We start from the raw sequence: 19,246 nt of genomic DNA, 5'->3' as shown, positions 1-19,246 counted from the left end.
GTCGGCCTGAATGCTCATGTATTCCTTGCCGCGGTGCGACATCTCCATGACCGACATGCCCGAACCGTGCCAGTCGAGCAGTTCGTCACGGGCTTGTTCAAGCACGGCTTTGGGCAGCACAGCCGGTCCGGCGGCAAAGTTGATCGTTGGATAGCTCATGCGGTTTCCCTTTCGTGGAGGTCAGTTTCGGATTCAGGCGGGTTTTCACGGTCTGAGGCCGTGGCGAGTGTCTTTACATTGGGCGCAATCCTCAGCACCTTGCCGCCAATCAGCGCCGTCGCCACTTTCTTGTGTGCCTGAGCGATGATTTTTCCGAAGGTCTGCCGTGCGATGCCCATGCACGCGGCGGCATCCGCCTGATACAGCCCTTCGAAGTCGGCCAGCCGAATAGCCTCGATTTCGTCGAGCCCGAGGACGACTTCATCGAGGTTCTTTACCGAAGCACACTGCGGTTTGAAGCAGACGGCGGCAATCTGGCAGCAAACTTTCCGGCACTTTATCGGGCGGCCCATGGTCGCTCCTGCTTCTTGTGTTGGTTTTTTTGCATGGTTAATTGCATCAGAGAATCCAGTTCCGCCGTATGTTCCAGAGACTCAAGGCAAACAACCCGGCGCAGAACAATACGAGTACGGCAAGATCAACCGCGAACGGCAGGTTGTGCGCGCCCCGCACGGCACCGTGCAGTGCGTCGGCGCCATAAGTGAGCGGCAGTGCGTAGGCCAGCGGCTTCAACAGCGATGGCAGCTGTTCGACCGGGAAGAAAAGGCCACAAAGAAACATCATCGGAAAGCGGAAGAAATTCGAGAACGTTTGCGCCTCGAATACTTCGCTGACCGCCACGGCAATGAACAGGCCGAGGAAAGTTGAAGCGAGCGCCACCAGCACCACAGCCGGGATGAAGATGCTCCAGACGATTCCGCCGAGGTCGATCAGAAATGCCGCCATGATGACCGGCACGAAGGCGTTGGCCACGCCGAACAGGATGGCGCCGCCGGTCTTGGCCAGCATCAGCAGCTCGAACGGCAGCGGCGCGAGCAGCAGGCGCTCGAACGAGCGGCTTTTCTTCTCGAAAGTAACTGTGACGGCGAGCATCGAGGTGGTGCCGAACAGGATCGATACCGCAACAACACCCGGCAGCAGACTGGCGATGCTGCCTACCTCGCCGGCGGATTTGATGAAGAACATCCCTGTCCAGGCCAGCGGGAAAATGATGCCCCAGCTGACATTCGGTGGTTTCAGATAATAGGTGCGCATGTCCTTGCACAGGATGGCCCAGATGGCTATCGCCCATTTCATGATCTGCCCCCTCCGGTTTTTTCTTTGCGCATGCTGTTGATGCCGATGCCGGTGACCTGCACGAAGACGTCCTCCAGCGTCGGGCGGATTCTTCTTGCCTCCGAGACTTCGATCTGTCGCTCTTCGAGAAAACGTACCAGCGGGCCGACGCGGATTGGCCCGTCAGCTTCGACGCGCAGCCGGTCATTGCCTTCCGTCGAAAAGGAGAGGTCCGGGAAGGCCGCCGCCAACTCCTGCGGCAAGCCGGGGAAGGTTTCGCAGGCGATCTGCAGAAGATGCTTGTTCTGTACCGGCTGCAACAGATTTTCAACCGAGTCGAGGCAAACGATGCGCCCGTCGACGATGAACGCGATCCGGTCGCACAGCCGCTCGGCTTCTTCAATGTAGTGCGTCGTCATGAAGACGGTGATGCCGTCCCGCCGCAAGCCGCCAATCAGCATGCGCAACTGCCGCGCGCTGGCGACGTCGATGCCTGTGGTCGGCTCGTCGAGAAACAGGATTTGCGGCCGGTGAATGATGCCGGCGGCGATAGTCAACCGCCGTTTCATCCCCTTCGAGTAGGTGCCGAACTTGCGGTTGGCCGCCGCCGTCAGATCGAAGGCGTCGAGCAGCTCGCGGGCCCGCCGCTGGCGCTCTTCCTTGCCGATACCGTAAAGCGCGGCGCAGAAACACAGATTCTCGAAGCCGGATAGTTCCGGATAGAGATTGCTCTCATCCGGCACCACGCCAATCAGATGTTGCGCGGCGCGTGGCTGTTTCACGCAATCGATGCCGCCGATGAAAATGCTGCCTGCGTCCGGACGGGCGAGTCCGGTGAGCATATTGATCGTCGTGGTCTTGCCAGCGCCGTTCGGGCCGAGGAAGCCGAAAAGTTCGCCGGGGCGTACGGCAAAGTCGACCTGCCGTACTGCCGCCACCTCGCCAAATCGCTTGGCGAGGCCGCGCACCTCGATGGCAAAAGCCATGTCCGCGCTCATTTCAATCCCGTTCCGGCGCTGCACGTTGCATCAGCCCGACGATCTGCTCCGGCGTCATGGCACCGAGGTCCTTGCCAGCGACGTCGCGCACGGCCACCTTGCCTTCGGCCTTTTCGCGCTCGCCGGCAACGAGCAGATAGGGAACGCGCTGCATCGTGTGTTCGCGTACCTTGTAGCCGACTTTTTCGTTGCGCAGATCGGTGACGGCGCGCACGCCTGCCTTCTTCAGCGCGGCCACGACCTCTTTCACGTAATCGGACTGCGCGTCGGTGATGCCGAACGCAACGGCCTGCACCGGCGCCAGCCAGGCCGGGAAGGTGCCGGCGTAGTGCTCGATCAGGATGCCGGTAAAGCGTTCCAGCGAACCGAACAAGGCGCGGTGCAACATCACCGGCCGCACACGTTCGCCGGCTTCGTTGATGTAGCCGATGTCGAAGCGTTCGGGCAGGTTCAGGTCGACCTGCAGTGTGCCGCACTGCCAGTCGCGGCCGATGGCGTCGCGCAGCACGAATTCGAGCTTCGGGCCGTAGAAGGCGCCCTCGCCCGGATTGGTCGTATAGGCCAGCCCCATGGCGTCGAGCGATGACGACAAGGCATGTTCGAGCAGATCCCAGGTTTCGTCGCTGCCGATGCGGTTGGCCGGGCGCGTTGACAGCTTGATCGCTACTTCGTCAAAGCCAAAATCGCGATAGATGTCGAGGATCAGCCGGATCACCGTTTCGCACTCGCCCTGCATCTGCGCCGGAGTACAGAAGATATGCGCGTCGTCCTGCGTGAAATGGCGCACGCGCATCAGCCCGTGCAGCGCGCCCGACGGCTCGTAGCGATGCACCTTGCCGAACTCGGCCATGCGGATCGGCAGGTCGCGGTAGCTCTTCAGGCCGTTGGCGAAGATGGCCACACCGCCCGGACAGTTCATCGGCTTCAAGGCAAAGGTGCGGCCGTCCTCGGTCTCGGTAGTGAACATGTGGTCGCGGTAGTTGGCCCAGTGGCCGGAAAGCTCCCACAGCGAGCGATCCATCACGTCCGGCGTATTCACTTCCTCGTAGCCAGCGTCGAACTGGCGCTGGCGCATGTAGGCGATGAGCTGCTGGAACAGCGTCCAGCCCTTGCTGTGCCAGAATACCGAACCGGGCGCGCACTCGTCGAAGTGGAACAGGTCGAGCTGCGTCCCGAGCTTGCGGTGATCGCGCTTGGCCGCTTCCTCCAAGCGGGTGAGGTAGGCCTTGAGGCTCTTCTCGTCCGCCCAACAGGTGCCGTAGATGCGCTGCAGCATCGCGTTCTTCGAGTCGCCACGCCAGTAGGCGCCGGCCACCTTCATCAGCTTGAAGGCCTTGAGCTTGCCGGTCGACGGCACGTGCGGGCCGCGACAGAGGTCGACGAAATCGCCCTGGCGGTAGAGCGAGACGACGGCGTCGGCCGGCAGGTCGCGGATGATCTCGCACTTGTACGTTTCGCCCAGCGATTCGAACAGGCGGATCGCTTCCTCGCGCGGCACTTCGCTGCGTTCCAGCGGAATGTCGGCACGCGCCAGCTCGCGCATCCGTTCTTCGATCTGCGAGAGATCCTCCGGAGTGAACGGGCGCGAATAGGCGAAGTCGTAGTAGAAGCCGTCCTCGATCGTCGGGCCGATGGTGACTTGCGCGTCCGGGTAGAGCTGTTTGACGGCCATCGCCATCAGGTGCGCGCACGAATGGCGCATGAGGTCGAACCCTTCGGGATCGCGCTCGGTGATCAGTGCCACGCGCGCGTCGGATTCGATGACGGTGGAGAGGTCACACAGGCGGTCGTCGATGCGTGCCGCCAGCGCATTGCGCGCCAATCCGGCGCTGATGTCACGCGCGACGTCGAGGGCACTGACCGGGGCCGCAAAAGCGCGCTGCGCCCCGTCGGGTAAGGTAATCACGGGCATGGCGTTTCCTTATTTCGCCCCGATCAGCCCGCTGACCGGGCTGGACGGGTCGGCAGAATAGAGCTTGCGCGGCATGCGTCCCGCCAGGTAAGCGGCGCGGCCGGCCTGAACGGCGTACTTCATCGCCGTCGCCATCAGCACCGGGTCCTTGGCAGCGGCAATCGCGGTGTTCATCAGCACGCCATCGCATCCGAGTTCCATGCCAACTGCTGCATCGGAGGCCGTGCCGACACCGGCATCGACGAGAACCGGCACCTTGCTTTGCTCGATGATCAGGCGCAGGTTCCACGGATTGAGGATGCCCATGCCGGAGCCGATGAGCGAGGCGAGCGGCATGATCGCGCAGCAGCCAATCTGCTCAAGATCGCGGGCAACGATGGGATCGTCGGAGGTGTAAACCATCACGTCGAAGCCTTCCTTGACCAGCACTTCGGCCGCCTTGAGCGTCTCGCGCACGTTGGGATAGAGCGTGTTCGGGTCGCCCAGCACTTCGAGTTTGACAAGCTTGTGGCCGTCGAGCAGTTCGCGTCCGAGGCGCAGCGTGCGGATCGCGTCGTCGGCGGTGTAGCAGCCGGCGGTGTTCGGCAGGTAGGTGAATTCGGAAGGCGGCAGGTAATCGAGCAGGCTGGGCTTGCCGGCTTCCTGACCGATGTTCACGCGGCGGATGGCGACCGTCACGATTTCGGCGCCCGAGGCATCGATGGCGGCGCGCGTTTCAGCGAAGTCCTTGTACTTGCCGGTGCCGACCAGCAAGCGTGAACGGTAGGTTTTGCCAGCAATCGCGAAAACATCAGACATGATTTCTCCTGAAAGGAAATGATTGGAAATGTGCATACTATGGCATATGCCAATAAAAAAACACCCCCAATTGCATCAAATTCTCAATAATTTCTTGCTATAGTTTTTGGCGTATGCCAATATCTAAACATGCATTCACACATGGAAAGGCTTGAAATCAAATGAAACTGGCTTTCTCAACGACAGGAAACGACATGACGGCGGCGCTTGACCCGAGCTTTGGCCGAGCCAAAAACTTCATCGTTTATGACCTGCAAACACAAGATTTCACTCTCATCAGCAACACCCAGAATCTTAACGCCGCTCAAGGCGCCGGAATTCAGGCGGCGCAAACGATCGCCAAGGCCGGCGCGGCGGCGCTGATTACCGGGCACTGCGGCCCGAAAGCCTTCCGGGTGCTGGAAGCGGCTGGCGTCAAGGTGTACAACACCGACGTGCCGACCATCGCCGAAGCGCTGGCTCGCTACAAGGCTGGCGAATTGACCGAAGCGAATGCAGCGAACGTTGAAGGGCACTGGGTATGATTCTCGCCGTCGCTTCGGGCAAGGGCGGCACGGGCAAGACCAGCATTTCGGTCAATCTGGCCCGCGTACTCGATGCGCCCATCCAGCTCCTCGACTGCGACGTCGAGGAACCGAACGCCCACCTTTTCCTGACGGCTGCGCCGAGCAGCGAGGAGGAAATCACCATCGGCGTCCCCAAAATCGACGCGGAACGCTGCAACGCCTGCAACAAATGCGTCGAATTTTGCCAGTTCAATGCGCTGGCCTCCGTCGGCAAGGCGCCCATGCTCTTTCCGGAGCTGTGTCACGGCTGTGGTGGTTGCATGCTCGTCTGCCCAAACAATGCAATCCGCGAAGAGCGCTATCGCATTGGGTCAGTTACAACGCGTCAGGCCGGTTTGATCACGCTCAAGAGCGGTTGCCTCGATGTCGGAGTATCGCTGGCTTCGACGCTGGTCCACGCCGTCAAGGAGCGGCGCAACCCAAGTACTACCGCCATTCTCGATGCTCCGCCCGGCACCGCCTGCCCGGCCGTCGCCACGCTGCGCGGCGCCGATTTTGCCGTGCTCGTCACCGAGCCGACGCCCTTCGGCCTGAACGACCTCAAGCTGGCGGTCGACACCGTGCGCGAACTGAAGCTGGCCTTCGGCGTCGTCATCAATCGTGCCGGCATCGGCGATGACCGCGTGCGCCACTACTGTGAAGCAGAGGGAATCCCTCTCCTTCTTGAACTTCCAGATGACCGCCGGATTGCCGAAGCCTATTCGCGCGGTGAATTGATCGTCGACGCGCTGCCCGAATACCGGTCGCATTTCGAGCGCCTGTGGCAAGCCATCGACAACGAAAGCACAAAACAGCGGGGAATGCCGTACCGCGCAGGAGTTGCAAGATGAAGGAACTGATCGTACTCAGTGGCAAGGGCGGCACCGGCAAAACGAGCCTGACGGCTTCGTTTGCCAAGCTCGCCGAACGGCCGGTTATCGCCGATTGCGACGTCGACGCCGCTGATCTGCACCTCGTCCTCGCGCCAACGCTGCGGGAGCGTCACGAATTCTTCAGTGGCCATGAGGCGCAAATCATGCCGGAAGTCTGCTGCAACTGCGGCGTTTGCCTTCCCGAATGCCGATTCGACGCCATCATGGAACCGGCGCCCGAAGCCGGGCACGACACCTACTGGATCGATGCAACCGCCTGCGAAGGCTGCGGCGTCTGTCTCGAAGCGTGCCCGATGGACAGCATCGATTTCCCGGAACGCCGTTGCGGCGAATGGATGATCTCCGACACGGCGTGCGGCCCGCTGGTGCATGCCCGCCTCGGGATTGCCGCCGAAAACTCCGGCAAGCTCGTCACGACTGTGCGCCAGCAGGCGCGCCGCCTCGCCGAAGCGGGCAACCATCCGCTCATCATCGTCGACGGCCCGCCGGGAATCGGCTGCCCGGTCATTGCCTCGGTCACCGGCGCCTCGCATGTACTGGTCGTCACCGAGCCGAGCGTTTCCGGCGAACACGACATGGAACGCGTGCTCGGCCTGACCGCGCATTTCGGCATCCCGACCTCGATCTGCGTCAACAAATGGGACATCAATCCGTCGATGTGCGAACGCATTGAAGCCAAGGCGCGTAAAGCTGGCGCACAGATCGCCGGCCGCATCCGCTACGACACCTCCGTCACGCAGGCCCAGATTCAGGAGCGCGCCGTCATCGACAGCGATGCCCCGTGCGCCGAAGACATCCGCGCCGTCTGGACAGCCCTCGGTTTGCAGTAACTTTTTCAATCACACAAGGAGTCACCCCATGCGATTTGCCATTCCCCTCGCCGAAGGCAAGCTGGCCATTCACTTCGGCCATTGCGCCACGTTTGCGCTCGTCGATGTCGATCCTGCCACCAACGCCATCCTCAAGCGCGAAGACGTTGCCGCGCCGCCGCACCAACCGGGCCTGCTGCCACCGTGGCTGGCCGAACGCGGCGTTACCCAGATTCTGGCAGGCGGTATGGGCCAGCGCGCGCAGGAACTTTTCGCCGGACAGGGCATCCGCGTTACCGTAGGCGCTCCCGCCGAAACGCCGGAAAAACTGATCGGTGCTTTTCTGGCGGGAACGCTGACCGTTGGCGGCAACGCCTGCGATCATTAACCGATATCGATACATCCACCCCTCCGGCGATCCCGGAAAACAACAGGAGCGACCCCATGGAAAACGCACAAAACGTACTGGTCATTGGCGCCAGCAACAACGAAGAGCGCTACTCGAACAAGGCGATGAAAATGCTCGAGGAGTACGGCCATACGCCGATCCCGGTCGCTCCGGCTACTGACAGCGTGCTCGGAAAGAAAGCCTATGCCAGCGCCGCCGAGGTCACCGGAAAGGTCGACACCGTCACCCTCTACGTCGGACCGCAACGGCAGACCGGCCTGTTCGAACAACTGATCGCCCTCAAGCCGGCCCGCGTCATTTTCAACCCGGGCACCGAAAACCCGGCGGAATACGATCGCCTGAAAGCCGCCGGTATCGAACCGATCGAGGCATGCACGCTGGTCATGCTGAGAACCGGACAGTTCTGAAGGGCGATTAACGATGCCCTCCCCCGATCCTGTGAGGCCGATTTACTCCCGATCGGCCGCGCGACTTTCGGCAATCGCACCCCGTCGCGGGGTGCTGCCGGACGTCGGCGCAATCAACGGTTGACATATCATGGATATCGCCTTCGGCCCCGTTCCCTCGCGCCGCCTCGGCCGCAGCCTGGGGATCAACAACATTCCCCCCAAGCATTGCAGCTACTCCTGCGTGTATTGCCAGGTCGGTGCCACACCGCTTCAGGAAATCACGCCGCGCTGTTTTATGCCGCCGGCACTGATTGCCGAACAAGTCAGCCAGCGGCTTGAGGCAGTCCGTGCGCATGGAGAAGCCGTCGATTACCTGACGTTCGTTCCGGATGGCGAACCGACGCTGGATATCAATCTCGCCAGTACCATCGAAGCCTTGCGTCCGCTTGGCGTACCCATTGCGATCATCAGCAATGCCTCGCTGATCTCATTGCCGACCGTACGGGAAACTTTGCAACTGGTCGACTGGGTCAGCCTCAAGGTCGACTGCGTCGATGAAGCGCTATGGCGGCAGATCAACCGTCCCCATCCAGACCTGAAACTGTCAGAGATTCTGGAGGGTATCGCCATATTCGCGCGGACCTTCCAGGGCATGCTGGTCAGCGAAACCATGCTTCTGGCGGAATTCAACGACGGGCCGGAAGTCCTCAGGCCCACCGCCCGGTTTCTGCGGAATGCGGGCATCCACCGTGCCTACCTGTCAATTCCGCACCGCCCGCCGGCCGTTCGCGATGTGCGCGTGCCCGATGAGACGGCAATCACTCGCGCTCACCAGATTTTTGTCGAAACCGGTCTGGAAACAGAGCTTCTTTCAGCCTATGAGGGCGATTCCTTCGCTTTCAGCGGCGATTTGCGGCGCGACATCCTGGCGGTTACCGCCGTTCATCCGATGCGGGCCTCCGCTCTCAGGAGCCTGACCGAGAAGTCGGGCGGAACGATGGCAACGGTGCAGGCAATGGTGGCCGCCGGTGAATTGAAGGCCGTGGAATACGCAGGCGAAACCTTTTACGTGCGCCGGCAGACCGCCACCTGATCAGCCGGCATGCACTCGTTTCGCTCACTCAGAAAAGGAACACATCATGGAACACACCATCATCCACACGACACAAGCGCCACAGGCCGTTGGCACCTATTCGCAGGCCGTGCAGGCGGGCAGCCTGGTCTTTCTTTCCGGGCAACTCGGCATCGACCCGACCAGCGGCAATCTGGTTGAAGGCTTCGACGCCCAGGCGCATCAGGCGTTCCGCAATCTGCGCGCCGTTTGCCAGGCGGCAGGTGCCGACCTGAAAAACATCGTTCGTGTTGGGGTTTTCCTGACCGACATGGCCAATTTCGCCCGCTTCAATCAAATCATGGGCGAGTACTTCGACGAACCCTACCCGGCTCGGGCCGCCGTACAGGTGGCCGGCTTGCCTAAGGGTGGCGTGGTCGAAGCAGAAGCAATTCTCGTCAAATAGCCGCCGACGCCATCCGCGGCAACAGCTTTCTCTACTGCCCTGCCGGTTGCTCTCGGAGCATCAGCAAGGTGGGGAGAATATTCCCGCAATTTTCAAGGAGTCACACGATGTCACGTTTTAACAATCAAGGTCTTGGTCAACAAAAAATGGGCGGCGGCAGAGGGCGTTGCTTGCGCGACGCATCCGGCATGTCATCCGGACGCAACAGAGGTCAAGGGCAGCGTGCCGGCCAATGCAACGGCCTTGGCCAACGCGGGCAATTTTCCGGAGCAGGGCGCACGCAAGGCCAGGGGATGTTTGGCAGATTTCTCGGCCTTACTGGCCAACGCCAGAATATGGGCATGTTCTCGACCGACTGGATCAATTCGGCGATCGAAGATCTGCAGCAGCAGATCAACAATCTGAGAGAACAGTTGAGGAAATGAGCGAAAGAAAGGCATCCGGCTACCGGATGCCTTTCTTCGCTATCGGACTCAGCCACAGGAGATGATTTGAAAAACGCGCAGTCTCACAAGCACAACACCGCCCGAATGACGTTAATCGACCCAGTCACGCCACCGAAGAGCCACGACTCATGCATGGTGTGCGGTCTGAATCAATCGCTCGGTCTGCAATTCCGGCCATCCGGGGAAAACGCCGTTGCGGCAACGATTCAGGCATCCTCTCAGTGGCAAGGGTACGCCGGCGTAGTACATGGCGGGATGGTAAGCACTCTGCTCGACGCGGCCATGACGCATTGCCTTTTCCAGCAAGGGGTCGAGGCGATGACAGCCTCGCTGAAAGTGCGCTTCTTCGAACCCGTCCCATGCACAGAGCAACTGGAAATCACGGCCACGCTCACCCGTCAACGGCGACACGTCTATTTTCTCAATGCCGAACTCACCTCGGCCGGTCAACCATTGGCAATAGCCGAAGCCAGCTTCATTCGCGCCAAAAAATAGCCGGAAGGGCAAAAACAGATCGGACACACTGATAAACTCGATGACCTCGCAAGTCTTCAGAGGAAAGTGATGAATAACGTTACAACTATGTTTTGCCATAAAGGGCGCTGCATCACCCTGGCCATGGGCGTAGCGGCCCTCTCGCTGGGCCTGATCGCCGTCGGGCTCGCCTTCTTCCTGAATCTGGATGCCTGCCATCTGTGCATCTTCCAGCGATTGGCCTATTTCGTCATCGCAGGCTGTTTCTTTCTGACCTTTGCCAGTTGGAACAAACCAGCCCTCCGATACGCATCACTGGCTGCCTCAGCCGCATTTTGCATCTGGGGCTTGATCGTGTCGGCAAAACAGAGTTGGATGCAATGGTTTCCCGACTCGGGCTTTACTTGCTCGCTGGCGGAAACAGGATTCACCGAAAAGCTGATCGATTGGCTGGGCCAGATCTATCCGCTCTTTTTCATGGCCACGGGTTTTTGCGGCAGCAAGGATTTGGTCATCGGCGGGCTGTCACTGGCAAACTGGTCTTTCCTGATTTTGCTGACTTTCCTGGCGGGAAGTGCAAGCGTTTGTATTGCTTCGTTCAGCACATCAAGCAACCGAACCGCTCTCACAAAGACGCCCTTTATCGCTTGATCTCAAGGCTATTCTTGACGGGAGGCGGCGTCACGGCGCCCCATCAACCGCGGAAGTCGGGGAATGATCAGCACCCAGGTAGAAAAAAGGCTCCCAATGACGGGAGCCTTGATGAGGCCTTTAACAGGATGTCTTGCGGCATCGAGGAAAGCCAAGTAGCGGAACCGTCCGCCTGGCTTCCCGCGGCAATCGATCAGTGTTCGGAACGGAGGCTGGCAGCGAACGCCGCTTCCATGCTCTCAGGAAACTGGAACTGCGTGAAAGCGCGATGGATTTGGTCTTCATTCGCTCCCGCATTAGCACTCTGGAAACGAATGCCCAGCGGACGACCATTGGAAGCCAACGTGGCAAAAGCAAAACGCCAACGCTGAGCTTCGGCCAAACGCTCGCGCAATTCGCGCTCATTGCTGATGGCCACTCCGGCCTCTTTCAAAGAAGCCAAAAATTCGTCAAAAGATTCGTTACTCAGACTGCCCATGATTGACTCCGTTAATTCAGGGAATAATCGATACACGCTCAATAACGCGCATTTCGGGGGGCGGTTGACACCAATTAACAAAAAATACGCAGGATCCCTTACGCAAAATTGCCGTCCAGCCAGATAGTCACATTCCCCGATTCAACGCATGGCGGCGCCGGCGTTTTACAATGACCGACTCTCCTACGAAGTCTGCCCATGCCTCCCCGCAAAACCGCCCTCGAACTTTTGGCTCCGGCCCGAAACGCCGATTTCGGCATCGAAGCCATCAACCACGGTGCCGACGCCGTTTATATCGGCGGTCCCGTCTTTGGCGCGCGCGCCAGTGCGGGCAATACGGTCGGGGACATCGAGCGTCTCGCCAGCCATGCTCATCGTTTCAACTCCCGCGTGCTGGTAGCAATCAACACGATCCTCAAGGACGAAGAGCTTGACGAAGCCCGGCGGCTGGCCTGGCAGTTTTACGAGGCCGGCGCCGACGCACTGATCGTGCAGGACATGGGCCTGCTCGAACTCGACCTGCCACCGATCGAGCTGCACGCCAGCACGCAATGCGACATCCGCACGCCGCAAAAGGCTCGCTTTCTCGAAAGCGTCGGCTTCTCGCAGATGGTACTGGCGCGCGAGCTGTCGCTGACGCAGATCCGTACCATCGCCGAGCAGACCTCGGCCACGTTGGAGTTTTTTGTGCATGGCGCACTGTGCGTCAGCTACAGCGGCCAGTGCTACCTGAGCCATGCTCACACCGGGCGTAGCGCCAACCGCGGCGAATGCTCGCAGGCCTGTCGCCTGCCCTACTCGCTGGCCGACCAGCACGGACAAACCATTGTCGCGAACAAGCATCTCCTGTCGCTGAAGGACAACGACCAGACGGCCAACCTGCGCGCGCTGATCGACGCCGGGATACGCTCGTTCAAGATCGAAGGGCGGCTGAAAGACTTGTCCTATATCAAGAACGTCACCGCGCACTATCGGCAGCAACTCGATGCCATCATCGATGGAACGGACACGCTGCGGCGAAGTTCGTCCGGCCGTTGCACGTTCTTTTTCACACCACGGCCGGAAAAGACCTTCAACCGCGGCTCCACCGATTATTTCGTCAAGGATCGCCAGCCGGACATCAGCGCCTTCGAATCGCCCAAGTTCATTGGCGAGCAGATCGGAAAAATCACCAGGCTCGGCCGCAACAGCTTCGAGGTCGAAACGGCGCTGACGCTGCACAACGGCGACGGCCTGACCTACTTTGACGCGCACGGAGAACTCACTGGCCTGCGCATCAACCAGGCCGAGCCAACCGTCGGCGGTTACCGCCTCTTTCCGGGCTTGACCGACGGGAAACTACCGGCTGACCTGCAAGTCGCCACGACGGTCTTCCGCAATCACGATCAGGAATTCGAGCGCCAGCTGGAAAAAAAGACGGCGGAACGACGCCTTCCGGTCAGCCTGAGACTGGAAGAAACCGGCGATGGCTTCATCCTGCGCATCGCGGACGAAAATGGGGTCGAATCCATCGCCGTGCTCAACCACCCCAAGCAGCCAGCCGAGAACGCCGAACGCGCCCTGACAACGCTACGCGACAACCTGTGCAAACTCGGCAACACGATCTACGTTGCCGAGACGGTTGAGCTCGCCCTCTCCGCTCCGTGGTTCATTCCCGCCTCGGCACTTAACGCCCTGCGCCGCGAGGCGATCGAAGCACTCGACACCGCGCGCCGCGCCGCCTACCACCGTCCCGAACGCCGGGCAGCCGCCGAACCGTCGATGCATTATCCCGAGAACGCCCTCAGCTATTTGGGCAACGTCTATAACCGGAAAGCCCGCACGTTCTACGAAAAACACGGGGTCAAGATCATCGAACCCGCCTACGAGTGCCAGCAGGAAACCGGCGACGTGTCGCTGATGATCACCAGGCACTGTCTGCGCTACAGCTTCAACCTCTGCCCCAAACAGGTCAAAGGAACGCGCCCCGACCCGCTGGTATTGGCAAACGGCACCGAAAAACTGACGCTACGCTTCGACTGCAAACGCTGCGAAATGCACGTCGTCGGCAAGTTGAAGAAAAGCCGGACGACCCCGCTCAAAATTCGCTGATTAGTAGTGCGGCGGGATTTCGTCGCGGAGGCTGCGTGGCTCGGCCGGGCCGCCATTACCCTCATCAGCGTTTTGTATCTGCCGGTAAAGAAAACGCAACTGTTCCTGCAGCAGGTCGATCTGCTCCTGTTGCCGGAAAACCGTGCGATTGAGTTCTTCAACCATGTCTTCGGTGAGACTCAGCTTGATTTCCAGTTCGGTCAGACGGTCTTCCATTGGATACTCTTTCGGGCATTGCAACCAAAACAAAGCGGGCAAGGTAACATAGCGCCAACCGGCGGACACTCTTCCCGCAGTCATCAACAAGGATTACAACAAGGACTCGCCATGTCGCTCGTTCCCTGCCGCGCCTGTGGCCACAAGGTCGACACGTCGGCCCTGACCTGCCCCGAATGCGGAGCCACCGACCCCGGACACAAGATCAGCCGCCAGCAACGCAACGCGATCGGCTTTTTCGTCCAATTGGCCGTCATCCTTGCGCTGCTCAGCTGGGGCAGCTGGTACGTCTGGAACACCGTCATCCCCAAGGCCCGGGAGTTGATCACGAAGCCCGCGCAGGAAGCACCAGCGGCCAGCCGCCAGTCAGCCCAGTAACCAATCAATTCTCGGCGGGTCGCGCCTTTGCTTCAGCCGCTTGGGCTCGCGCCCGCTCCAACATGGCGCGCCGGCTTTCCGGCGTTTCCAGGCTGATCCGGCCGAGTTTGCCATCGCGGTAATCCTGCAGCAGCACCATCGACGCCTTTTCGAAATCGAGTTCGCCGCCGCGCGTGCGCAAAGCGCGCCGCTTGGCGACCCCTTCGACGACCGCCACAGCGTCGATGCCATCGACTGAAAAACCGTAGCGCGCGGCAAGCTGCGCCGGATAACGTTCAAGCAACAGATTGGCAAGAAATACCGCCACCTCCTCGTCGATGATGGCGTTCCGGCCGATGGCATGGCTCGCGGCCAGCATCAGGCCGTCGCTGTCGTGTTCGATCTTCGGCCACATCATGCCCGGCGTGTCGGTGATCGACTGACGAACGCTGAGCTGGTACATCTGCTGCGACTTGGTGACCGCCGGTTCGTCGCCCACCTTGGCGATCTTGCGCTTGACGAGCGCATTCATCAGCGTCGATTTGCCGACGTTGGGAATACCCATGATCATCATGCGCAGCGGCTTGGTGTTCTCGTTGCGGTGCGGCGCAAGGCTCTGGCAGAGACTCGGCAAACGCGCCACCTCGCCGGCATTCTTGCTCGAAATGGCGACCGCCTTGACGCCCGGCTGCTGGTTGTACCAGGCGATCCACGCCTTCGTCGCCTCGGGATCGGCCAGATCGGACTTGTTCAGCACCTTGAGACAAGGACGCTGCCGGTGCAGGCGCAACTCATGCACCATCGGATTGGTACTTGCTTCGGGCAGGCGCGCGTCGACCACCTCGATCACCACATCCGTCACGGCCATCGTTTCGGCCGCTTTTTTGCGCGCCGAGGTCATGTGTCCGGGGAACCACTGAATTGCCATAAAAAATCCGAGCCGATGAAAATTGCTCGATTATCCCATTTGTTGGCGCACTTCACCGCTTTAACCGACTAAAATACTCGGCTTATGAAAAAGGTCCAGACTCTTCCCCCCGAAATCCGCCCTGAACAGTCAATCGAACTGCTCAAGGAATTGCACATCCTGACCCGCGACGGAAAGCTGAATCAGGACAGCCGCCGAAAGCTGAAGCAGGTCTATCACCTCTACAACTTCATCGAACCGCTGCTCAAGGAGGTGCATGAGGAAAAAGCCGACGTCACGCTCGCCGACCACGGCGCCGGCAAATCGTATCTCGGCTTCATCCTCTACGATCTCTTCTTCAAGGCCCAAAGCGCGGGACGAATTTTCGGCATCGAAACACGCCCCGAACTCGTCGAAAAATCGCGGGAGCTGGCGCACCGTCTCGGCTTCGCACGGATGGATTTTCTCAACCTGAGCGTCGAGCAATCGATCGATTCGCCGGAACTGCCGGAGCAGATCGACATTGTCACCGCCCTGCACGCCTGCGATACGGCCACCGACGACGCCATCCGCTTCGCGCTGCACAAACAGGCGCGCTTCATGGTTCTCGTCCCGTGCTGCCAGGCCGAAGTCGCCGCCATGCTGCGCAAGAACAAGAACGATTCCTTTGGCAAAACGCCGCTCTCGGAAATCTGGCGTCACCCGATCCACACCCGGGAATTTGGCAGCCAGCTCACCAACGCCCTGCGCTGTCTGATGCTCGAAGCCAACGGCTATCAGGTCACGGTCACCGAACTCGTCGGCTGGGAACATTCGATGAAGAACGAACTGATCATCGCCAGACGCACCGGGCAAAAGCGGAAAAATGCCGCTGAACGGCTGGAGGCTATCCTGCACGAATTGAATCTTGATGCGTTGCGCGACCGATTCATTCTCTCGCCCACGCCAACCTGATTCCGATTGTTATAACCAAACAGAACACCAAAATCGCGAAAAATTATTTTATTTTTATAAGCAGCTTTGGCACGATAACGGATCTAACGCACTACGTTTGCTGTTACAGGAAATGAAAAGTTGTTTTCTGGCCGCACCACACGTAGAGCGAGACGCCATCCCTGCCCTGCATCGCAACGCCCTGTTCGCAAGGAGAATAGATGAACACCATGGGTAAACTTTCCGCTGCGGCCGTTGTCGGCCAGCAGACCGATGAACCAGATAGCATCGTCATCCGTTTCGTCGGCGACTCCGGCGACGGCATGCAGTTGACCGGCAGCGAATTCTCGAAAATCATGGGCCGTGCCGGCTTCGATTTCGCTACGCACCCGGACTATCCGCCCGAAATCAGTGCCCCGGCCGGTACGCTCTACGGCGTCTCAGGCTTCCAGATCAAGCTGGCGGCGGAAGGCGCGCTCACCTCGGGCGACAAGCCCGACATGCTGGTGGTCATGAACCCGGCGGCGTTGAAGACCAACCTGCCCGACGCCAAGGTCGGCGCCACGCTGATCATCAACAGCGGCACGTTTACGCAAAGCAACCTCGACAAGGCCGGCTATGCGGGCAACCCGCTCGAAGATGGCAGCCTCGACGGCTACCGTGCCTTTCCGGTCGACATGACCGGACTCACCGCCGCCTCGCTCGCCGACTCCGGCCTGTCCAAGAAGGAAGTCGGCCGCTGCAAGAACTACTTCGCGCTCGGCATCATGCTTTCCCTGTTCGACCAGGAGCCGGAAGTCGAAATCGAAGACATCAAGCGCAAGTTCGCCAAGAAAGATCCGAAAATCGCCGAAGCCAACATCACCGCGCTGCGCGCCGGTTTTGGTTACGCCGAAGCGACCGAACTCTTTGTGCCGCCTTCGCAGTCGCTCCGTCCGCAAAGCGCCCCCGGCAAGTACCGCAGCCTGAGCGGCAACCAGGCCACGGCGCTCGGTTTCGTCACCGCTTCGGAAAAATCCGGCGTCCCGCTTTTCCTCGGTTCCTACCCGATCACGCCGGCAACCGACATCCTGCACGAACTCGCGGCGCTCAAGCACTTCAACATCACCACCTTCCAGGCGGAAGATGAAATCGGCGGCATCTGCTCGGCGATCGGTGCGGCCTACGGCGGCGTGCTCGGCCTGACGACAACGTCCGGCCCTGGCATGGCGCTGAAGACCGAGGCGATGGGTCTCGCGGTGATGCTTGAGCTGCCGCTGGTCATCGTCAACGTGCAGCGCGGCGGCCCGTCGACCGGTCTGCCGACGAAGGTCGAGCAATCCGACCTGCTACAAGCCGTCTATGGCCGCAACGGCGAATGCCCGGTGCCGGTCATCGCCGCCCGTTCGCCGGCCGACTGCTTCGAGTGCGCGTTCGAAGCCTTCCGCCTCGCCACCAAGTACATGACGCCGGTCATCCTGCTTACCGACGGCGGCATCGCCAACGCCGCCGAACCGTGGCGCATTCCCGACGTGAGCAGCCTGCCCGAGATGAAGGTGACTTTCCGCACCGATCCTGAAGGTTTCATGCCGTACGCCCGCGACGAGAATCTGGCCCGCCCGTGGGTCCGTCCCGGCACGCCCGGCCTGGAACACCGCGTCGGTGGTCTGGAAAAAGATTTCTCCAGCGGCAACATCTCGCAAGTACCGGCCAACCACCAGCACATGGTCGAAACCCGCGCCGCCAAAGTCGCCGGCATTGCCAAGGACATCCCGCCGACGCAGATCGACGGCCCGTCCGAAGGCGATCTCCTGATCGTTAGCTGGGGCGGCACTTTCGGCTCCGTCACCAAGGCCCGCGATGCCGCCGAAAAATTCGGCAAGTCGGTGGCCCATGTCCATCTGCGCCACCTGAATCCGCTGCCGCCCGACCTCGGCGACATTCTCAAGCGCTACAAGACGGTGCTTGTGCCCGAGCTCAACCTCGGACAGCTCTCGCGCCTGCTGCGCGATGCCTACCTGTGCGACGTCGTATCGCTCTCGAAGGTACAGGGCAAACCTTTCATGGTCGCAGAAATCCTGCACCGCATTCTCGAACTGGCGTAAGGAGCAGCCACGCAATGAACAAGACCATCGAACTCAAGGTGCTGAGCAAGAAAGACTTCGAGACCGATCAGGACGTGCGCTGGTGCCCCGGCTGCGGCGACTACGCGGTGCTGAGCCAGGTTCAGAAATTGCTGCCGACGCTTGGCATCCCGCGCGAGAACTTCGCTTTCATCTCCGGCATCGGCTGCTCCAGCCGTTTCCCCTACTACATGGAAACCTACGGGCTGCACAGCATCCACGGACGGGCCCCGGCCATTGCCACCGGCCTGAAGCTGTCGCGTCCCGAGCTTTCCGTATGGGTCGCCACCGGCGACGGCGATGCGCTGGCGATCGGCGGGAACCACTTCATCCACGCCATGCGCCGCAACATCGGCCTCAAGATCGTCCTGCTCAACAACCGCATCTACGGCCTGACCAAGGGCCAGTTCTCGCCGACCTCGATCATCGGCCAGAAGACCAAATCGACGCCGTACGGCAACGTCGACCGCCCGTTCAGCCCGACCGCGCTGGCGCTCGGTGCCGGCGCCACTTTCGTCGCCCGCGCTCTGGACACCGACCTGCCGACTCTCGGCAACGTCCTCAAGCGCGCCGCCGAACATCGCGGCACGGCGTTCGTCGAGGTCTGCCAGAATTGCAACGTGTTCAACGACGGCGCCTACGCCACGCTGACCGACAAGGCAACCCGCGACGATACGCGCGTCATCCTCGAACACGGCAAGCCGATCATCTTCGGCAAGAATCGCGACAAGGGTGTCCGCCTCAACGGACTGAAGCCGGAAGTCGTCACGATCGGGGAAAACGGCATCACCGAGGCCGACCTGCTCGTGCATGACGAAACCGTGCCCGGCAGCATCCTCGGCGTGTTGCTCTCGCAGTTCGAAGGCCCCGCCCTGCCGGTGCCGTTCGGCATCTTCCGTGCGGTGGAAGAGCCGGTGTACGAAGACCTCTACGCCGAACAGGCCGCATCCGTGCGCAGCCAGAAAGGCCAGGGCAACCTCGAAGCGCTGCTCAACGGCGGCAACACGTGGGAAATTGCCTGATCAGCAATCTGTAACCCCATGAAC

General features: G+C 60.6%; 23 protein-coding genes. 15 read left to right on the top strand and 8 right to left on the bottom strand.

What is annotated here, in order from left to right; genetic code table 11:
* Positions 1-155: 155 nt before the first annotated feature.
* The 5 genes from GH659_RS08095 to GH659_RS08075 are packed head-to-tail and all read right to left on the bottom strand — an operon-like array spanning position 156 to position 4,983.
* Positions 156-512, bottom strand: coding sequence for a DUF134 domain-containing protein (locus GH659_RS08095; protein ID WP_153110891.1), 357 nt, complete (start codon positions 510-512; stop codon positions 156-158).
* Between the two features lie 46 nt (positions 513-558).
* On the bottom strand, positions 559-1,296 hold the full coding sequence (locus GH659_RS08090) for an ABC transporter permease (RefSeq protein WP_153110890.1): 738 nt from the start codon (positions 1,294-1,296) through the stop codon (positions 559-561).
* Positions 1,293-2,273 carry an ABC transporter ATP-binding protein gene (locus GH659_RS08085; RefSeq protein ID WP_153110889.1) on the bottom strand — a complete coding sequence of 327 codons (981 nt, stop codon included), beginning with the start codon at positions 2,271-2,273 and terminating at the stop codon, positions 1,293-1,295. The genes GH659_RS08090 and GH659_RS08085 overlap by 4 nt, the downstream gene beginning before the upstream one ends.
* 1 nt (position 2,274) lies before the next feature.
* Entirely contained in the window at positions 2,275-4,185 is a 1,911-nt protein-coding gene (gene thrS / locus GH659_RS08080; RefSeq protein WP_153110888.1) for a threonine--tRNA ligase, read from the bottom strand.
* Between the two features lie 9 nt (positions 4,186-4,194).
* The gene (locus GH659_RS08075) at positions 4,195-4,983 is read right to left on the bottom strand and encodes a thiazole synthase (protein ID WP_153110887.1); all 789 of its coding nucleotides are present in this window, start codon (positions 4,981-4,983) and stop codon (positions 4,195-4,197) included.
* A gap of 161 nt (positions 4,984-5,144) precedes the next feature.
* Here GH659_RS08075 and GH659_RS08070 point away from each other — a divergent pair, with 161 nt between their 5' ends.
* From GH659_RS08070 to GH659_RS08025, 10 genes are all read left to right on the top strand, one after another.
* The gene (locus GH659_RS08070; protein WP_153110886.1) at positions 5,145-5,507 is read left to right on the top strand and encodes a NifB/NifX family molybdenum-iron cluster-binding protein; all 363 of its coding nucleotides are present in this window, start codon (positions 5,145-5,147) and stop codon (positions 5,505-5,507) included.
* On the top strand, positions 5,504-6,379 hold the full coding sequence (locus GH659_RS08065) for an ATP-binding protein (RefSeq protein WP_153110885.1): 876 nt from the start codon (positions 5,504-5,506) through the stop codon (positions 6,377-6,379). The genes GH659_RS08070 and GH659_RS08065 overlap by 4 nt, the downstream gene beginning before the upstream one ends.
* Complete coding sequence (locus tag GH659_RS08060; protein WP_153110884.1) at positions 6,376-7,251, top strand: ATP-binding protein; 876 nt, start codon at positions 6,376-6,378, stop codon at positions 7,249-7,251. The genes GH659_RS08065 and GH659_RS08060 overlap by 4 nt, the downstream gene beginning before the upstream one ends.
* 28 nt (positions 7,252-7,279) lie before the next feature.
* The gene (locus GH659_RS08055; protein ID WP_153110883.1) at positions 7,280-7,618 is read left to right on the top strand and encodes a NifB/NifX family molybdenum-iron cluster-binding protein; all 339 of its coding nucleotides are present in this window, start codon (positions 7,280-7,282) and stop codon (positions 7,616-7,618) included.
* 56 nt (positions 7,619-7,674) lie between these two features.
* Complete coding sequence (locus GH659_RS08050) at positions 7,675-8,046, top strand: CoA-binding protein (protein WP_153110882.1); 372 nt, start codon at positions 7,675-7,677, stop codon at positions 8,044-8,046.
* Between the two features lie 130 nt (positions 8,047-8,176).
* The gene (locus GH659_RS08045; RefSeq protein WP_153110881.1) at positions 8,177-9,121 is read left to right on the top strand and encodes a radical SAM protein; all 945 of its coding nucleotides are present in this window, start codon (positions 8,177-8,179) and stop codon (positions 9,119-9,121) included.
* Positions 9,122-9,167: 46 nt separating this feature from the next.
* Complete coding sequence (locus GH659_RS08040; RefSeq protein WP_153110880.1) at positions 9,168-9,545, top strand: RidA family protein; 378 nt, start codon at positions 9,168-9,170, stop codon at positions 9,543-9,545.
* Between the two features lie 107 nt (positions 9,546-9,652).
* Complete coding sequence (locus GH659_RS08035; protein ID WP_153110879.1) at positions 9,653-9,970, top strand: hypothetical protein; 318 nt, start codon at positions 9,653-9,655, stop codon at positions 9,968-9,970.
* Between the two features lie 105 nt (positions 9,971-10,075).
* Positions 10,076-10,486 carry a PaaI family thioesterase gene (locus GH659_RS08030; protein ID WP_153110878.1) on the top strand — a complete coding sequence of 137 codons (411 nt, stop codon included), beginning with the start codon at positions 10,076-10,078 and terminating at the stop codon, positions 10,484-10,486.
* Positions 10,487-10,555: 69 nt separating this feature from the next.
* Positions 10,556-11,116 carry a disulfide bond formation protein B gene (locus GH659_RS08025; protein WP_153110877.1) on the top strand — a complete coding sequence of 187 codons (561 nt, stop codon included), beginning with the start codon at positions 10,556-10,558 and terminating at the stop codon, positions 11,114-11,116.
* A 193-nt stretch (positions 11,117-11,309) separates the two neighbouring features.
* Here GH659_RS08025 and GH659_RS08020 read toward each other — a convergent pair whose 3' ends face one another.
* Positions 11,310-11,594, bottom strand: coding sequence for a hypothetical protein (locus GH659_RS08020; protein ID WP_153110876.1), 285 nt, complete (start codon positions 11,592-11,594; stop codon positions 11,310-11,312).
* Between the two features lie 198 nt (positions 11,595-11,792).
* Between GH659_RS08020 and GH659_RS08015 the strand changes: the two genes are divergently transcribed.
* On the top strand, positions 11,793-13,685 hold the full coding sequence (locus GH659_RS08015; RefSeq protein ID WP_153110875.1) for a peptidase U32 family protein: 1,893 nt from the start codon (positions 11,793-11,795) through the stop codon (positions 13,683-13,685).
* Here GH659_RS08015 and GH659_RS08010 read toward each other — a convergent pair whose 3' ends face one another.
* A complete protein-coding gene (locus GH659_RS08010) occupies positions 13,686-13,901 on the bottom strand; it encodes a SlyX family protein (protein WP_153110874.1) in 216 nt (71 codons plus the stop codon).
* A gap of 111 nt (positions 13,902-14,012) precedes the next feature.
* Here GH659_RS08010 and GH659_RS08005 point away from each other — a divergent pair, with 111 nt between their 5' ends.
* Entirely contained in the window at positions 14,013-14,279 is a 267-nt protein-coding gene (locus GH659_RS08005) for a zinc ribbon domain-containing protein (protein ID WP_153110873.1), read from the top strand.
* 4 nt (positions 14,280-14,283) lie between these two features.
* Here the strand turns inward: GH659_RS08005 and ylqF are convergent, their stop codons facing one another.
* Positions 14,284-15,186 carry a ribosome biogenesis GTPase YlqF gene (gene ylqF, locus GH659_RS08000; protein ID WP_153110872.1) on the bottom strand — a complete coding sequence of 301 codons (903 nt, stop codon included), beginning with the start codon at positions 15,184-15,186 and terminating at the stop codon, positions 14,284-14,286.
* 84 nt (positions 15,187-15,270) lie between these two features.
* On the opposite strand from ylqF, the gene GH659_RS07995 reads away from it, so the two are divergent.
* The 3 genes from GH659_RS07995 to GH659_RS07985 all read left to right on the top strand — a co-directional run bounded on the left by GH659_RS07995 (position 15,271) and on the right by GH659_RS07985 (position 19,222).
* Complete coding sequence (locus GH659_RS07995; protein WP_153110871.1) at positions 15,271-16,119, top strand: class I SAM-dependent methyltransferase; 849 nt, start codon at positions 15,271-15,273, stop codon at positions 16,117-16,119.
* A gap of 200 nt (positions 16,120-16,319) precedes the next feature.
* Complete coding sequence (locus tag GH659_RS07990) at positions 16,320-18,182, top strand: 2-oxoacid:acceptor oxidoreductase subunit alpha (protein ID WP_153110870.1); 1,863 nt, start codon at positions 16,320-16,322, stop codon at positions 18,180-18,182.
* Between the two features lie 14 nt (positions 18,183-18,196).
* Complete coding sequence (locus GH659_RS07985) at positions 18,197-19,222, top strand: 2-oxoacid:ferredoxin oxidoreductase subunit beta (protein ID WP_153110869.1); 1,026 nt, start codon at positions 18,197-18,199, stop codon at positions 19,220-19,222.
* Positions 19,223-19,246 lie beyond the last annotated feature (24 nt).

Source organism: Propionivibrio limicola, assembly GCF_009469695.1.
GTDB classification, from domain to species: Bacteria; Pseudomonadota; Gammaproteobacteria; order Burkholderiales; family Rhodocyclaceae; genus Propionivibrio; species Propionivibrio limicola.
This window is presented reverse-complemented; position numbering and strand designations above follow the sequence as displayed.

Bases quoted from the DNA above. Each gene is read 5' to 3' on its own strand.
- GH659_RS08050 (WP_153110882.1), top strand. From the start codon at position 7,675: ATGGAAAACGCACAAAACGTACTGGTCATTGGCGCCAGCAACAACGAA.
- GH659_RS08070 (WP_153110886.1), top strand. From the start codon at position 5,145: ATGAAACTGGCTTTCTCAACGACAGGAAACGACATGACGGCGGCGCTT.
- GH659_RS08095 (WP_153110891.1), bottom strand. From the start codon at position 512: ATGGGCCGCCCGATAAAGTGCCGGAAAGTTTGCTGCCAGATTGCCGCC.
- GH659_RS08020 (WP_153110876.1), bottom strand. From the start codon at position 11,594: ATGGGCAGTCTGAGTAACGAATCTTTTGACGAATTTTTGGCTTCTTTG.
- GH659_RS07995 (WP_153110871.1), top strand. From the start codon at position 15,271: ATGAAAAAGGTCCAGACTCTTCCCCCCGAAATCCGCCCTGAACAGTCA.
- GH659_RS08065 (WP_153110885.1), top strand. From the start codon at position 5,504: ATGATTCTCGCCGTCGCTTCGGGCAAGGGCGGCACGGGCAAGACCAGC.
- GH659_RS08090 (WP_153110890.1), bottom strand. From the start codon at position 1,296: ATGAAATGGGCGATAGCCATCTGGGCCATCCTGTGCAAGGACATGCGC.
- GH659_RS08075 (WP_153110887.1), bottom strand. From the start codon at position 4,983: ATGTCTGATGTTTTCGCGATTGCTGGCAAAACCTACCGTTCACGCTTG.
- GH659_RS08085 (WP_153110889.1), bottom strand. From the start codon at position 2,273: ATGAGCGCGGACATGGCTTTTGCCATCGAGGTGCGCGGCCTCGCCAAG.
- ylqF (WP_153110872.1), bottom strand. From the start codon at position 15,186: ATGGCAATTCAGTGGTTCCCCGGACACATGACCTCGGCGCGCAAAAAA.
- GH659_RS07990 (WP_153110870.1), top strand. From the start codon at position 16,320: ATGAACACCATGGGTAAACTTTCCGCTGCGGCCGTTGTCGGCCAGCAG.
- GH659_RS08045 (WP_153110881.1), top strand. From the start codon at position 8,177: ATGGATATCGCCTTCGGCCCCGTTCCCTCGCGCCGCCTCGGCCGCAGC.
- GH659_RS08005 (WP_153110873.1), top strand. From the start codon at position 14,013: ATGTCGCTCGTTCCCTGCCGCGCCTGTGGCCACAAGGTCGACACGTCG.
- GH659_RS07985 (WP_153110869.1), top strand. From the start codon at position 18,197: ATGAACAAGACCATCGAACTCAAGGTGCTGAGCAAGAAAGACTTCGAG.
- GH659_RS08035 (WP_153110879.1), top strand. From the start codon at position 9,653: ATGTCACGTTTTAACAATCAAGGTCTTGGTCAACAAAAAATGGGCGGC.
- GH659_RS08015 (WP_153110875.1), top strand. From the start codon at position 11,793: ATGCCTCCCCGCAAAACCGCCCTCGAACTTTTGGCTCCGGCCCGAAAC.
- GH659_RS08025 (WP_153110877.1), top strand. From the start codon at position 10,556: ATGAATAACGTTACAACTATGTTTTGCCATAAAGGGCGCTGCATCACC.
- GH659_RS08030 (WP_153110878.1), top strand. From the start codon at position 10,076: ATGACGTTAATCGACCCAGTCACGCCACCGAAGAGCCACGACTCATGC.
- thrS (WP_153110888.1), bottom strand. From the start codon at position 4,185: ATGCCCGTGATTACCTTACCCGACGGGGCGCAGCGCGCTTTTGCGGCC.
- GH659_RS08040 (WP_153110880.1), top strand. From the start codon at position 9,168: ATGGAACACACCATCATCCACACGACACAAGCGCCACAGGCCGTTGGC.
- GH659_RS08060 (WP_153110884.1), top strand. From the start codon at position 6,376: ATGAAGGAACTGATCGTACTCAGTGGCAAGGGCGGCACCGGCAAAACG.
- GH659_RS08010 (WP_153110874.1), bottom strand. From the start codon at position 13,901: ATGGAAGACCGTCTGACCGAACTGGAAATCAAGCTGAGTCTCACCGAA.
- GH659_RS08055 (WP_153110883.1), top strand. From the start codon at position 7,280: ATGCGATTTGCCATTCCCCTCGCCGAAGGCAAGCTGGCCATTCACTTC.